We start from the raw sequence: 14132 nt of genomic DNA on the forward strand, positions 1-14132 counted from the left end.
GCCACACCGGGTCCCTGCGCGGTGACGTGATCGAGGCAGGCTCTCGATAATTGGCGGCGGTAGTCGCGGTCGACACATCGGGCCAACGCGCGTTTGATGCTCGACAGGTGCGGCGCATCGATGCCGATGTCGTCGAGCACGCGCCCGGTGTCGAGTTTGCTGGTCGGCTCGACCAGCCGCGCGCACACCACCGCGGCGAAGGTGTCATCGCCGAGCACACCGAAGCCCAGCCGCCGATACGAGCTGGTCAAAGTGGTCCACAACAGTTCGCTGGAATAGCGGGTGATCACCGCCTCGCCCGCGGCCCGCACCTGTTCTGCCCCCGATAATTGCAGGTCAAGGTGTTGCTGGCCGGCGTCGATCTTGCCTTTGGCCACCGCGATCAACGCCGCCAACTCCGCCTCGGTATGCGCGGAACCGATATGTTCCACGATCCGCCGGCGACCCTGCACGGTCTCGGCGATCTGCACCGCGGTCGCCCCCGACGCGGTCCTCACCTTCCGGACATACGGGCTCACCAACCGACCATATCCGACACATTTAGTGCTCGAGATTCGAGGCCACCAACGCCCTGACCAGCACCAACAATCAACCGAACCCCGAAAATCCGGTCAGGAGGTCCAACTCAGGTCTGACCGTTCTGCCGGATCGGCGACACCTGCAGCCGTGATGCCTTAGCGTTGAAGATCACGAGCACTCCGAAGTCCGCCTTCGTCGAGACGAGGTAAGCCGTGCCGACCGTCCGGGACGTCACCCATCAACTGCTGCGTGAACTCGGCCTGACAACGGTTTTCGGCAACCCCGGTTCCACCGAAGAGACCTTCCTGAAGAACTTCCCGTCCGATTTCCGGTTTGTCCTGGCGCTCCAGGAGGCCTCGGTCATGGCGATCGCGGACGGCTACAGCCAGGGCACCGGTCATCCCGCCCTGGTGAATGTGCACACCGCGGCCGGTTTGGGCAATGCGATGGGCAACCTGATCTCGGCGTCGATGAATCGGACGCCGTTGATTGTGACGGCGGGTCAGCAGACTCGAGAGATGCTGCTGCTCGAGCCGTGGCTGACCAATGTTGAGCCGGAGTTGTTGCCGCGGCCGTGGGTCAAGTGGGCTTACCAACCGGTGCGCGCCGAGGACGTTCCGGCTGCGTTCATGCGGGCCTACGCGACAGCGGTCCAACCGCCGGCCGGGCCGGTGTTTCTCTCGCTGCCGCTCGACGATTGGGAGAAGCCGGCGATCGGGGGCGCTGATGTGCGTACGGTCGCCACCGACGTAGCCGCCGATCCGGTCCGACTGCAGGAATTCGCCACCGCCATCGACGACTCGGAGCGTCCGGTGTTGATCTTCGGCGCAGCGGTCGCCCGGGATCGGGCATGGGATGTCGCGGTGGAGCTCGCGGAGAGGGTCGGGGCCCCGGTGTGGGCCGCTCCGGCATCAGAGCGTGCCCCGTTTCCCGAGGACCATCCGCTGTACGTGGGTGGGCTGCCGTTTGCAACGGGTCCACTCGCCGAACGTCTGCGCGGGCACGACCTCGCGGTGATCATCGGGGCACCGGTGTTCCGGTACTACCCATACGTGGCCGGCCCTTACCTCCCCGACGGCCTGCGTCTGCTGCACATCACCGACGACCCTGCCGAGGCGGCACGGGCGCCCGTCGGTGACAGCCTGGTCTCGAGTGCGGGTGTCGCGATGCAGATGCTGGTCGGCGCGCTGCGGCGGGACCGGCGTGCGCCGGAGGCGTTGACCCCGCAGGAGCATCGGATGGCGCCGCACCCGCCGACGGACGCGACGGCCGCGGATGCGGTGATGAGTGCGCGGCAACTCTTCGCGACGTTGCGCAGTGCGTGCGAGGCGGACACCGTGTTGGTGGAGGAGTCACCGTCGAACCTGGCCGACCTGCACGCGGAGTGGCCGATCACCGAGCCGGACTCCTTCTATACCTTTGCCAGTGGCGGGTTGGGGTGGAACCTGCCTGCCAGTGTCGGGATCGCGTTGGCGGAGAGCGACAGCGGTCGGCGGCGACCGGTGGTGGCCATCATCGGTGACGGTTCGTTCCAGTATTCGGTGCAGTCGATCTGGACCGCCGCGCAACACGGGTTGGACATCCTGTTCGTGGTGCCACGCAACGGCGAGTACGCGATCCTCAAGGCCTTCGCGGAGCTGGAGGACACTCCCGGAGTGCCCGGTCTCGATATACCCGGTATCGATTTCGTGGCACTGGCCACGGCATACGGATGCCATGGTGTGCGGGCGTCGACTCCGGCGGAGGTGGCCGCCGAGGTCGCCGCAGCACGGGACCGTTCAGGACCGACGCTGCTGGAAGTCGCGATCAACGCGGCGGTCCCTTCGTTGCTCTGAACCCTGCGACGGCGCTCACGGCGTCGACGCGAGGCGGTCACTCGCGGTCGGGTCCGGGCACCACCAGTAGCGGAACCGCGAGGACGCTCATCATCTTGGCGGCTGTGGCCCCCAAGAACAGCCTGCCCGGCGCCGCGAGTCTGCTCGAACCGACCATGATCATGTCTCCGTCGTGCCACTCGACACTGCTGACCGCCTCCTCGACGTTGCGTCCCTGAGCGAGGGTGGACGCGATCGGTGTCTGATCGGACAGCCGCTTGTGGGCCGTCTCCAACGAAGTGTTGGCGAGGTCCACGGCACGGGCAACCGCCTCGTCGTCAGTGGTGCGGCCGGTGATGTCGTCGCGGGAAACAAGCGACAGCAGGCGTAATGGGAGGTCGCCGCGAGCACTGAGGGCGAGGGCGGTGTCGAGGAGGATCTCGGCGCCGGGGCGACTGCCGATTGCGGTGGTGATCTCGCGAATTCGCTCTGCCCCGGTGTGGCTGAAGCCTCGGGGCGCGAGCGCGACGGGAACCGGTGATGAATGCAAGAGGTCGTTGACAACCGAACCGAGCGAATGGCGCCCGGTGATGCCGCCCCCGGACGCACCGACCACCAGCATCGTGGCGCCGACCCGTTCGATCTCGGTGATCAGGCCGTGGGCGACATGCTCGTCGACCACGACATGCGTTTCTGCGACGACATCGCCGGGCACCAGGTCTGCGGCGCCGGCGACCCACTGTCTGGCCGCTTCGTCGAGCGCCTCGGCGAACCCTGCCGCGCTCGTGGTGGTCTCGGGCGGGTCCGGAGGTATGACGACTGCGATGTCCAGTGAGGCGCCGAAGGTCCGGGCAAGGCATGCGCCGAAGGCGACTGCGTCCTCCCCGCCGGGTGTGGCCAGGTAGGCGACGAGCAACTTCATCGTGTACTCCGATCGTGGGCCCGTGAAATCCTACGATGCGACCACTGTGCCACGCAGCGCTGTGGGACACATTCACCGCTGCGGGATGCATGGAGCGCGATGATGAAACCGTCGCGATGGCCGCCAGAGCGAGATCAGGCGGCCGTTGATGGGTCGCCGACCTGGGCCAGGATGTCGAACTCGAGGCCATCGGCCTGCGCGACGTACATCGCCTGACGCAGATGCCGTGCCGAGAATCGAACTTCGCCGCGAGGACTCGTATACACCGGCGATTCGCCTGCGGCCCGCTCGATCGCCCGCGGATGCGTGGACCCGGCCCGACGGATCAGTTCGTCGAGCAACGTCACGCCCTCGAAGCACGACTCGCCCGGTGAGGTCAGCGGCGGTGCGGCCACCCCGAAGCGCCGCACGTAACGGTGTTCGAAGTCGAGACTGTACGGGGTCGCGAGCGACTCGAAGTACCCCGACACCGAGTAGAGATTTCGCGTACCGCCGTCGCCGGAACCCAACAGCATGTTCTCGTCCATGAGCGATGAGAGCCGTACACAGCGTCCGTCGAGCCCGCGGGCGCCGAACGCACGGTTGAACTGCACCGCGTCCTCGCCCAGGAGCAGCACGAGAACTGCCGTCGCACCGGACGCCTCGATATGGTCGAGAACATCGCCGAACTCGGAGGTGCCGAGTGGGCAGAAGATCTGGGATTGCACCTGCGTCGGCGAGGAGTCGGCATGGAGGTGCGCGGTAACCGTCGCTGCCGTGGCACGCGGCCGATGTAATCGCTGCCCACAACCACCCATCGGCGCGCACCGAGCTGCTGGGACAGCCACTCAAATGCGGGCAGCAGGGCCGCGTCGGGCACCTCGCCGGTCATGAACGTGCCCCGCGCACCTTCGCCGCCCTCGTACACCGCCGTGTAGACGTACGGGATCTCGCCGCGCAGGACACGGACCAACCGGCGTCTTACAGCTGACGTGTGCCAGCCGATCACGGCATCGAACCGGGGGATCGATCCACAACTCGGGCCGAGGTGTGTACTGACGGCGGCGGCGACCTGCTCGACCGGTGCGCCACCGTCGATCGTCGTCACGGTGACCTCGCGACCGAGGATTCCGCCGCGCTGGTTGATCTCCTCCACGGCCAGTTGCGCGCTCGCCGCGCAGGACGGCCCGAAGATCCCCGAGGGACCGCTCTGCGGAATGACCATGCCCAGGTGCATCAGTGTGAGTCCTCGTGTGCTGTGGAGACCGATTCCAGTGTGCGCCAGACGCGTTTCCAGCGGGTTTCGCACAGATCAGGTCGTTGCGCGACATTTGCGTCTGTCGGGTGTCGTCCTTCGGAAGCGATCGCAGTGAATGCCGGGTGCTGCTCACCGGGTCAAGTGGGCCAGGCTGTCCCCGAGTGCGAGATACCGGCGAGAGCCGACTGACGTCGCCAAGTCGCGCTCGATCTGCCGTTGGCGATCGTCGACCGCGGCGAGCGCACCGGAGCCGTGCGGACTCAGGAACACCATCACGCGCCGTCGATCCGCGGGGTCGACGCGGCGGTAGACGAGGGCGAGCGAGATCAGTTTGTCGATTGCGCGCGTGGTCGTGGCCGGCGGCAACACGGCCAGACGGGACAGTTCGGTCATCGTGTGTCCGTCGCCCTCTGCCCCGGCGAGGATCACCAGAATCCGCCACTGTTCGGCGGTGACGCCGAGCTCATCGAACACCGGTGCCATCTGGTCCTCGAGGAGCGCGACCGCGCGCAGCAGTTGCAGCAGCGTCGGGTCGGGATTCGGGTCAGCGGGCATCGATGCTCTCCTCGGTCGTATCCAAGAACGACAGGTTGTCCCCGTCGCGATCGACGATGATGCGCACGGGTCGCGCGGGGTCTCGGTCGGGCCGGACCATCAGCGTCGCGATCGGCGCACAGAGCTCGTGTCGCAGGACCCGATGAAGCGCTCGCGCGCCGTACCGGGGGTCGAATCCGACCTCGGCGAGCCGTTCGCGTGCGGCCGTGCTGACCTGACATTGCACATTGCGGGTGGCCAGGGAGCGGACCAGGCGGTCGACCTCCAGATCGACGATTCGATGCGCGACGCCGCCGTCGATCGACGTGAACGTGATGACCTCGTCGAAGCGGTTGAACAACTCCGGGTCGAAGAACGCCCGCACCGAATCCAGCACGACGCGGGTTTCGTCCCGGCGTCGGCCGAAGACGCCGTCGAGCGCGTTGCGGGTCAGCAGTCGAGCCGGTTGCTCGCGCCACGGGCGTCGCATGTCGTGCACCTCGCGGGAGCCGAGGTTCGATGTCAACAGCACGATCGCATTACGGAAGTCGATGGTCGTGGTCCCGGAAGCCAGACGCAGGGTGCCGGTGTCGAGGATCTGCAGCAGCGACCGCAGCACGGTGGGGTGTGCTTTCTCGACCTCGTCGAAGAGCACCACTCCCGGACGCGAGAGACTGCCCTCGACCTTGTCCCGATCGAACAGCGTGAACTGTTCCTTGGAACCGGCATAGCCGGGTGGGGCGCCCGACAGTGATGCGGCGTAGTGCTCCTGCGCCAATGAGTTCATGTCGACCCGGCACAGGTTGTCGGCATCCCCGCGGATGTGGTGTGCGACCTGTCGGGCCAGCTCGGTCTTGCCCACCCCGGTCGGACCCACGAGGAGCAGTGACGCGATCGGCCGGTGCGGATCATGCAAGCCCGCCGCGGCAATGGTCACGGCGCGCACGACCGCGTCGACCGCGGTGTCCTGTCCGATGATCGACCCGCGCAGCGAGGCGGCGAGGTAGGCCGGGGAGCGCAGGTCACCGAGGCGGAATCCGTTCGTGGTGTCGAGGTCGGAGAACTTCACCGCGGCATGTCCCGACATGGTCTTCCTCCTTCGCTTCCGTTTGAAAGTAGATCATCTGCGGCCCGTGCGCCCACCGTGCGCGCGCTTCATGTGATCTCCATGGCGTGGAAACTTTGTGGCAACACCGGACCGGTTATGTGTCGAGCGCGGACAAGCTTCCGTTTGAAAGTAATTTCCGCTACGACGACATCAGTTCACGATCAACCACAACAAGGAGTTGTTATGCGTCACGGCGACATCTCATCGAGCCCGGACACCGTCGGCGTCGCGGTGGTGAACTACAAGATGCCCCGGTTGCACACCCGCGAGCAGGTCCTCGACAATGCCAAAGCGATCGCGGAGATGGTGCGCGGCATGAAGTCCGGGTTACCCGGCATGGATCTGGTTGTGTTCCCGGAGTATTCGACGCAGGGCATCATGTACGACAACGACGAGATGTACGCCACCGCCGCCACGGTTCCCGGCGACGAAACCGACATCTTCTCCACCGCCTGCCGGGAGGCCGGGACCTGGGGTGTCTTCTCGATCACCGGGGAGAGGCACGAAGACCATCCGAACAAGCCGCCATACAACACGCTCGTGCTCATCAACGACGAAGGCGAGATCGTGCAGAAGTATCGGAAGATTTTGCCATGGACGCCGATCGAGGGGTGGTATCCGGGCAGCCAAACCTATGTCACCGACGGGCCCAAGGGTCTCAAGATCTCGTTGATCATCTGCGACGACGGCAATTATCCGGAGATCTGGCGGGACTGCGCGATGAAGGGCGCCGAACTCGTCGTCCGGCCGCAGGGCTACATGTATCCGGCCAAGGACCAGCAGGTCCTGATGGCCAAGGCGATGGCCTGGGCCAACAACTGTTACGTCGCCGTCGCGAACGCCACCGGGTGGGACGGTGTGTATTCCTATTTCGGGCACAGCTCGATCATCGGCTTCGATGGCCGCACCCTCGGCGAATGCGGCGAGGAGGAGTACGGGGTGCAGTACGCGCAGTTGTCGTTGTCCACGATCCGTGACGCCCGCCGCCACGATCAGTCGCAGAACCACTTGTTCAAGTTGCTCCACCGTGGCTACACGGGTGTACTCGCCGGTGGCGATGGCGACAAGGGGGTTGCCGAGTGCCCCTTCGACTTCTACCGCAATTGGGTAACCGACGCCGAGGCCACCCAGCGACAGGTCGAGGCCATCACCCGCGAAACGATCGGGGTTGCCGAGTGCCCGGTCTACGACCTGCCGACCGAGAAGGTGATGGAGGCCTGACGATGCAACCGCGCCGGACCCGCTCGTGGCGGACCCGGCGCGGTGGCGCGATGATCTCCCGGTCGGTCGTGATCAGCTGAGGTGGTGGACCTCCTGCAGGCCGTACACCGGCGTCGGGATGCCCTCGTAGCGGGCCTTGAGCTGCAGGGCAAGGTACAGCGAGTAATGGCGTGACTGATGCAGATTGCCGCCGTGGAACCAGAGGCCCGGCTGCTGTGTCGGCTTCCACATGTTGCGCTGCTCGCCCTCCCACGGGCCGGGATCCTTGGTGGTGTCAGACCCCAGGCCCCACACCTTGCCGACGCGGTCGGCCACGTCCTGGCCCATCAGGTCGGCCGCCCAGCCGTTCATCGATCCGTAGCCGGTCGCGTAGACCACCACGTCGGCCGGGAGTTCGGTGCCGTCGGCGAGGACCACGCTGCGCTCGGTGAGGTGGTCGATCTCGCCGTGTTCGAGCGTGATCGAGCCATCGGCGATCAGCTCACACGCGCCGACGTCGATGTAGTAGCCGGACCCTCGACGCAGGTACTTCATGAACAGCCCGGAGTCGTCGTCGCCGAAATCGAGATCGAACCCGGCGGCCTCGAGACGATCGTAGAAGTCCTTGTCGCGCTCGCGGATCTGATCGTAGAGCGGGATCTGGAATTCGTGCATGATCCGGTACGGCAGGGACGCGAAGGTCAGATCGGCCTTCTTGGTGGTCATCCCCGACGCCACCGCCTCCTCGCTGTAGAGGGCGCCGAGGCCGATCTCCATCAGCGAGTCCGAGCGCACGATGTGGGTCGACGATCGTTGCACCATGGTCGTGTCGATCCCGTTCTCCACCAGGGCTTTACAGATGTCGTGAGCCGAGTTGTTGGAACCGATCACCACCACCTTGCGGCCCGCATAACCGTCCGGACCCGGATGCTGGCTCGAGTGGTGCTGGTCGCCGGCGAAGACGTCCTGGCCAGGGATCGTTGGCACGTTGGGCTTACCCGACATGCCGGTCGCGAGCACCAACTGGGTGGGATGCAGGGTCATCGGTTCGCCGTCGCGGTCGATCTCGACGGTCCACTGCCCGGCATCCTCGTCGTAGGACGCCGAGGTGCAGGTGGTCTTGCTCCAGTACGGCACCTCCATCACCTTGGTGTAGAACTCCAGCCAGTCGCCGATCTTGTCCTTGGGTGCGAACACCGGCCAGTTGTCCGGAAACGGGAGATAGGGCAGGTGGTCGTACCACACCGGGTCGTGCAGGCACAGCGACTTGTACCGCTTGCGCCATTGATCGCCCGGGCGGTCGTGTCGGTCGACCACGATCGAGGGCACGCCGAGCTGACGCAGGCGCGCCCCCAACGCGATACCGCCCTGTCCACCGCCGATCACGAGAACATACGGCTGGACGGTCCGGCCCAACGCGGCTTCTTCGTCGTCGCGCTTCTGCGCCCAGGATCGGCGGTCGGGGTCGGAGCCGTGGACGGCACCCATCACCCGGGTCGGACCCGCCGGTTCCGCGTGACCCTTGAGTTCCTGCAGCGTCGTGAGCAGCGTCCACCCGAGATCCGTGCCCTGCTCGTCGTCGGGCTTGATGCGCAGATGTCCGACGCCGCGCCCGGTTGCGGTCTCGAACTCGATGAAGGCGGTGACCACGCCTGTGTCGTCGGCGGTTGGGGGTTCGCTCGTCCGGAACGCGTGCGGAGCGGTGTCGTCGAGACGCGCGTTCAGCATGTCGCCGATCTGTTCGCGACCTTCGACGGTCTTGAGATTCCAGGTGAACGCCACCAGGTCGCGCCAGAAGCTGTCGGTGGCGAACAGGCCGGTCGCGCGGGCCACGTCGCGGGCGACGAGGGCGGCCTCGAACTCGGTGAGCCAGATGTCGACGCGTTGTTGTGGGTCGTTCACGGTCCCGGTGACCGGTGGCTCCAAGGTCTGGGTCATGGTTTCTCCTCGGGTTGACGTTGCTCTGTGTGATCCACAGCACACCGTGCGCCTAGGTTGTGGCGAAAGGGTTGCATCGGGTTGCGACCCAGGGTCGAGCGGCTGCAACCCTCTGCAACCCCGATCGAATTTTGCGGCGCGGCTGTGATCCGGAGCACAATCGAGGTGTGTCGACAATTGATGCGCACGCCGGAATCGAGCCCGCGGTGTCCGCGGCCGACGACCCGCGGCACTACGCACAGCTGCTCTGTGCGGTGTACGACGCCGCGATGGCCGGTGAGAAGATGCCCGCTCGGCCGCGATCGGTGATCGGCGAGTCGTGGGATCGCGTACTGCACGCCGGGGTTGATCCCGATGTCGGAGCCGCCGGGGCCGGTCTCGACGTCGCCGACCTCGAGGCCCGCCGACTCGACTCCGGGTTGGCGCCCGTGCTCGACGACCTCACCGCCGGGCTCGACTCGGTGATCGCCGATGGCGACAACATCCTCGTCGTCGCGGATGCGCACGGGCGCGTGCTCTGGCGCAGCGGGGCGCCGCGAGTGATGCACCGGGCGGACAGACTCGGGTTCGTCGAGGGTGCGAACTGGGGAGAGAATGCGGTCGGCACCAACGCCATCGGCACCGCACTGATGTCCGGCCACGCCGTGCAGGTCTTCTCCGCGGAACACTTCGTGCGCACCCACCATTCGTGGACGTGCGCCGGGGCGCCGATCCGGGATCCGCGGACCGGTGATCTGATCGGCGTCGTCGACGTGAGCGGGCCGGCAGCCACCATCCACCCGACCACCGTCGCCCTGGTCGACGTGGTCGCCAAGCTCGCCGAGGCGCACCTGCGTGACCACCACCGTCGCTCGCTCGATCAGCTCCGGTCCGTCGCGGCGCCGATGCTTTCGCGCCTGAACAGTCCTGCGCTGGCGGTGGACAACGATGGATGGGTGGCGGCGGTGGACGCCGTCACTCCGTGCAGCCGGCTGAGTCTGCCCCGCCATGCCGAACCCGGCCGGGTCTGGGTGCGGAGCCTGGGCGAATGCGACCTCGATCCGTTGCCCGGTGGCTGGCTGGTGCGGGTCGCGGCGGTGGACTCCGTGGCGTCGGAGACGGTGCTGCACCTCGACTGGCGTGATCGCCGGTCACCGTCGGTGACGGTGACCGGTAGCAGCGGGCAATGGACGATCACACCGTCGCCCCGGCACGCGGAGATCCTGGCCCTCCTCGCGCACCATCCCGACGGCTGCAGCGCAGCGCAGATGTCGCGGCACCTGTTCGGCGTCGACGATCGCACGATCACGGTGCGGGCTGAGATGTCCCGGCTGCGAAAGCATCTCGGTGGATTGCTCGCGGCCAACCCCTATCGCTTCGTGGCTGGTGTCTCGGCTCGGGTCGACCACGGCCCCGACGCGTCCGTCGGCTGACCGGACGCCACCCGGCGCGTTCTGCGCGTCGGGTAACTCGGGCCGGGGCGCGTCGGCTCGCTACATTCGGTGGGTGAGCACCCCTGTCGACGGATATCTCCGCCACATCATGACTCTGTGCGCCACCGATCGGGCGGGCGCGGTCGCCGACTACATTCCCGAACTCACGCGGGTGGACCCGGATGGTTACGGGTTGTCGCTGTGTATGCACGACGGGCATCTCTACTCCCACGGCGACAGTGCCGAGCAGTTCACCATCCAGTCGATTTCGAAGGCGTTGACCTACGCGCTGGTGCTCACGCGGCTCGGTCCGCGGGAGGTCGACGCCAAGATCGGCGTGGAGCCCTCGGGGGAGGCGTTCAACGAGATCAGCGTGGACGGTGCTCGCAGACCGAAGAACCCGATGATCAACGCGGGTGCGATCATGTCCGCGTCGCTGTTGTTGCCGCAGGTCCGCGACGCCGACTCCGCAACCATGGGCAGCGAATCCCCCGAGGTCCGGACTGTCGACGCCGTCTTCGACGACCTCGTGTCGTTCTATTCGGCATGCGCGGGTCGGCGACTGCACATCGACGACGCGGTCTATCGGTCCGAGAGGCGTACCGGTGCCCGCAACCGGGCGATCGCCTACATGCTCGACAGCTTCGGGGTTCTCGACGCCGATCCGGAGGCGGCGCTCGATCTCTACCTGCGGCAGTGTTCGCTGCGGGTGACCACCGACGACCTCGCGGTGATCGGCTGCACGCTCGCCACGGGTGGAGTCAATCCGCGCACCGGTCGTCAGATCGTGTCTCCGGAGGTGGCGCAGCGGGTGCTCTCGGTGATGACCACCTGTGGAATGTACGACGGAGCGGGGGACTGGGTGTCGTCGGTGGGGTTGCCGGCCAAGAGCGGCGTGGGAGGCGGGATCCTCGCGATCCTGCCCGGGCAGCTGGGGATCGGGGTGTACTCGCCGCGGCTGGATGCGCACGGCAACAGCGTGCGGGGAATCGACACCTGTCGCCATCTGTCCACCGATCTGGGGTTGCACATGTTCAACGTGACGCGGGAGAGCCGGGTGACCATGCGCGCCACTTATGACATCGGGGAGTTCGAGGTCGGCGCGGACTGGACCGAACGCGAGCGCGGCTACCTGCGGACTTGCCGGGATCGCGTGCGGGTCTACGAACTGCAGGGCGACCTGACCTTCTCCGGCGCGGAGGCGGCGATGCGACGCCTGGAAACCGACGCCGACCACTACGACCTGGTGATCATCGACATCTCGCGCATCGGCATCATCGACCCGGTGGCGCGAACGATGGTGTTGTCCTTCAAACACCGACTCGCCGAGCGCGGTCGCAAGGCGATGGTCGTCGACCCCGACGGCGTTCTCCGGGCCAGTGTAGAACGACACCGACACGACCATGTTGTCCCCGATATCATTGCGCCCGAAGCGCTTCGAGGTTTTGACCCGACGTTGCCACACGTGCACGCCACGATGGAGGATGCGGTGAGTGATGCCGAGGCGTTTCAGCTCAAACGTCGCTACACCCGTGGCGAGATGTTCGGCGGGGCGTGACCGGTGGCGCGGGCGGTCACCGTTAAGCTGACCCCCGTGCGTCTGGTTATCGCGGAATGCCAAGTGGACTATGTCGGCCGTTTGACCGCACACCTGCCGATGGCGAAGAGGTTGCTGCTGATCAAGTCCGACGGGTCGGTCAGCGTGCACGCCGACGACCGTGCCTACAAGCCGCTGAACTGGATGAGCCCGCCGTGCTGGATGACCGAGGCGCCGGTGCCCGACGGGGTCGAGGCCGAGGCTTACTGGGTGGTCACCAACAAGACCGGCGAAGAGCTCCGCATCACCATCGCCTCGATCGAACACGACTCGGCCCACGAGTTCGGGGTGGATCCAGGCCTGGTGAAGGATGGGGTCGAGGCGCATCTGCAAGAACTGTTGGCCGAACATGTCGACACGCTGGGCACCGGACACACACTGATCCGTCGCGAATACATGACCGCGATCGGCCCGGTGGATCTGTTGTGCCGGGATGCCGAAGGGGCGACGGTGGCGGTCGAGATCAAGCGGAGGGGGGAGATCGACGGCGTCGAGCAACTCACCCGCTACCTGGAGTTGCTCAACCGGGATCCGATTCTGGCCCCGGTCTCCGGGGTGTTCGCCGCGCAGCAGATCAAACCGCAGGCCCGCACCCTTGCCGAGGATCGCGGAATTCGGTGCCTGGTTCTGGACTACGACGAACTGCGTGGTGCCGAGAGCACCGAGTTCCGACTGTTCTGACTCCGGCAGCCGCTCTGCGCAGCCGTTTCGAAGAGCGTCGCCCGTCCGCGATCAGTGCAGGGTCAGCGTGCTGACGCCTCGCCGCCGGCTCCGACCGGGGATGCGCTCGACGACGCACCTGTTCCGTTGGCGCCCGAACGCTTGATCTGCGACTGCGCAGACAGTGCGCGGTTGAGTAGCTCCGCGTCGTCGGTCTCGGTGAGGTCGGCGAGGTCTTGATGCCGTTCGGACAACTGCACCGGCAGCTTGGCCACCTCATCACGGACCCGGCTCAGTTGCTCGGCGATCTGTTTCCGCGCCTGGTCGGCCTGAGCGGCGAGTTCCCGGGATCGCGCCAGTCGCTCGATGGCGATCTCCTGCGCGGTGTCCTTCATCCGCTGCGCCTCATGGCGGGCCCGGTCGCGCTGCGCGGCGAGTTCGGCATCATGGCGCTCGCGCTCGGACTGGCGCGCGCGGGTGCTCTGTAGCTCGAGTTCGGCCGCCTCGCCCTTGGCCTTGGTGACTATCCGCCGCGCCTCGTCGCGGGCGGCGGTCATCGTTTCCTTGTGTTCGGCTTCCATCGCCGCGGTCCGTTCGGCGATGAGTCGCGCGGCTTCGTCCGCCTCTTCCGCAGACCGTTCCGCCAACGCGTCGGCGTCCTCGCGGACCTTGCGGGCGTGCTCGTCGGCCTTGGCGATGGTCTTGCGAGCCGTCTCCTGCGCCTCCTCGCGGATGCGTGTGGCGTCGGCCTCGGCATCGTCGCGGGCCATTGCCGCCTCCTGCCGGGCGATCGAGGTGAGCTCGGCCGCCTCGGCGGCGGCGTCCGCGCGGATCTCGGAGGCCTCGTCGGACGCCAGCTGCAGCATGCGACCGAGACGCTCGCTCATCCCCTGCGCAGTGGTCGGCGGGACCGACAGCTTGTCGACCTCACGGCGCAACTCCTCGATCTCGTCGCGGGCTTCCTCGAGGTGCGCGACGAGTTCGTGCGCGTTCGCGGTGGCGGCGTCGCGATCGGCCGCGAGCACCCGCAACTCGGCATCAACCCGTTGCAGATGTTCGGTCACCTGCTCACGGTCGAAACCACGCATGACGACTGCGAACGGGAGGTTTCGCGGTGCCGGAGCTGACATGCGGCACAGTCTAACTCAGAGGCGAACCGCCGCGACCTCAGGAATCGGTGAGCTGCGGCGA

The 14132-nt window shown here is 66.7% G+C and carries 11 protein-coding genes and 2 pseudogenes; 5 read left to right on the forward strand and 8 right to left on the reverse strand.

What is annotated here, in order from left to right:
- Positions 1-518 (reverse strand): annotated as a pseudogene (locus ACIGKQ_RS19350) (IS1634 family transposase); the annotation flags it as partial.
- A 213-nt stretch (positions 519-731) separates the two neighbouring features.
- Here ACIGKQ_RS19350 and mdlC point away from each other — a divergent pair.
- Positions 732-2354, forward strand: a complete 1623-nt coding sequence (gene mdlC / locus ACIGKQ_RS19355; RefSeq protein ID WP_396574695.1) for a benzoylformate decarboxylase — start codon at positions 732-734, stop codon at positions 2352-2354.
- Positions 2355-2391: 37 nt separating this feature from the next.
- Here mdlC and ACIGKQ_RS19360 read toward each other — a convergent pair whose 3' ends face one another.
- The 5 genes and pseudogenes from ACIGKQ_RS19360 to ACIGKQ_RS19380 form a co-directional block, all read right to left on the reverse strand.
- A complete protein-coding gene (locus ACIGKQ_RS19360; RefSeq protein WP_396574696.1) occupies positions 2392-3255 on the reverse strand; it encodes a universal stress protein in 864 nt (287 codons plus the stop codon).
- 134 nt (positions 3256-3389) lie between these two features.
- Positions 3390-3962 carry an ABC transporter substrate-binding protein gene (locus ACIGKQ_RS19365; protein WP_396574697.1) on the reverse strand — a complete coding sequence of 191 codons (573 nt, stop codon included), beginning with the start codon at positions 3960-3962 and terminating at the stop codon, positions 3390-3392.
- Between the two features lie 122 nt (positions 3963-4084).
- Positions 4085-4471: pseudogene (locus ACIGKQ_RS19370) on the reverse strand (ABC transporter substrate-binding protein); the annotation flags it as partial.
- A 150-nt stretch (positions 4472-4621) separates the two neighbouring features.
- Positions 4622-5047 (reverse strand): MarR family winged helix-turn-helix transcriptional regulator, encoded by a 426-nt coding sequence (locus ACIGKQ_RS19375; RefSeq protein WP_287015104.1) that lies wholly within the window; start codon positions 5045-5047, stop codon positions 4622-4624.
- Positions 5037-6113: an AAA family ATPase gene (locus tag ACIGKQ_RS19380; RefSeq protein WP_235725197.1), complete on the reverse strand. Its 1077-nt coding sequence runs from the start codon at positions 6111-6113 to the stop codon at positions 5037-5039. The genes ACIGKQ_RS19375 and ACIGKQ_RS19380 overlap by 11 nt, the downstream gene beginning before the upstream one ends.
- Before the next feature lie 204 nt (positions 6114-6317).
- Between ACIGKQ_RS19380 and ACIGKQ_RS19385 the strand changes: the two genes are divergently transcribed.
- Positions 6318-7355 carry an aliphatic amidase gene (locus tag ACIGKQ_RS19385; protein WP_235725196.1) on the forward strand — a complete coding sequence of 346 codons (1038 nt, stop codon included), beginning with the start codon at positions 6318-6320 and terminating at the stop codon, positions 7353-7355.
- A gap of 72 nt (positions 7356-7427) precedes the next feature.
- On the opposite strand, the gene ACIGKQ_RS19390 is transcribed toward ACIGKQ_RS19385, so the two are convergent.
- The gene (locus ACIGKQ_RS19390; RefSeq protein ID WP_396574698.1) at positions 7428-9272 is read right to left on the reverse strand and encodes an NAD(P)-binding domain-containing protein; all 1845 of its coding nucleotides are present in this window, start codon (positions 9270-9272) and stop codon (positions 7428-7430) included.
- A 167-nt stretch (positions 9273-9439) separates the two neighbouring features.
- On the opposite strand from ACIGKQ_RS19390, the gene ACIGKQ_RS19395 reads away from it, so the two are divergent.
- The 3 genes from ACIGKQ_RS19395 to nucS all read left to right on the forward strand — a co-directional run bounded on the left by ACIGKQ_RS19395 (position 9440) and on the right by nucS (position 12962).
- Positions 9440-10684 carry a helix-turn-helix domain-containing protein gene (locus ACIGKQ_RS19395; RefSeq protein WP_235725194.1) on the forward strand — a complete coding sequence of 415 codons (1245 nt, stop codon included), beginning with the start codon at positions 9440-9442 and terminating at the stop codon, positions 10682-10684.
- A gap of 73 nt (positions 10685-10757) precedes the next feature.
- Entirely contained in the window at positions 10758-12242 is a 1485-nt protein-coding gene (glsA, locus tag ACIGKQ_RS19400; RefSeq protein WP_396574699.1) for a glutaminase A, read from the forward strand.
- 36 nt (positions 12243-12278) lie between these two features.
- Positions 12279-12962, forward strand: coding sequence for an endonuclease NucS (gene nucS, locus ACIGKQ_RS19405; RefSeq protein WP_287015101.1), 684 nt, complete (start codon positions 12279-12281; stop codon positions 12960-12962).
- Between the two features lie 62 nt (positions 12963-13024).
- On the opposite strand, the gene ACIGKQ_RS19410 is transcribed toward nucS, so the two are convergent.
- Positions 13025-14071, reverse strand: a complete 1047-nt coding sequence (locus ACIGKQ_RS19410) for a hypothetical protein (protein WP_235725191.1) — start codon at positions 14069-14071, stop codon at positions 13025-13027.
- Positions 14072-14132 lie beyond the last annotated feature (61 nt).

It is taken from the genome of Gordonia sp. NPDC062954 (genome assembly GCF_044543825.1).
Taxonomy (GTDB): Bacteria; Actinomycetota; Actinomycetes; order Mycobacteriales; family Mycobacteriaceae; genus Gordonia; species Gordonia tangerina.

Excerpts from the sequence above, each read along its gene's own strand:
- ACIGKQ_RS19380 (WP_235725197.1), bottom strand. The coding sequence starts at position 6,113 with ATGTCGGGACATGCCGCGGTGAAGTTCTCCGACCTCGACACCACGAAC.
- ACIGKQ_RS19385 (WP_235725196.1), top strand. The coding sequence starts at position 6,318 with ATGCGTCACGGCGACATCTCATCGAGCCCGGACACCGTCGGCGTCGCG.
- ACIGKQ_RS19360 (WP_396574696.1), bottom strand. The coding sequence starts at position 3,255 with ATGAAGTTGCTCGTCGCCTACCTGGCCACACCCGGCGGGGAGGACGCA.
- ACIGKQ_RS19410 (WP_235725191.1), bottom strand. The coding sequence starts at position 14,071 with ATGTCAGCTCCGGCACCGCGAAACCTCCCGTTCGCAGTCGTCATGCGT.
- ACIGKQ_RS19390 (WP_396574698.1), bottom strand. The coding sequence starts at position 9,272 with ATGACCCAGACCTTGGAGCCACCGGTCACCGGGACCGTGAACGACCCA.
- ACIGKQ_RS19375 (WP_287015104.1), bottom strand. The coding sequence starts at position 5,047 with ATGCCCGCTGACCCGAATCCCGACCCGACGCTGCTGCAACTGCTGCGC.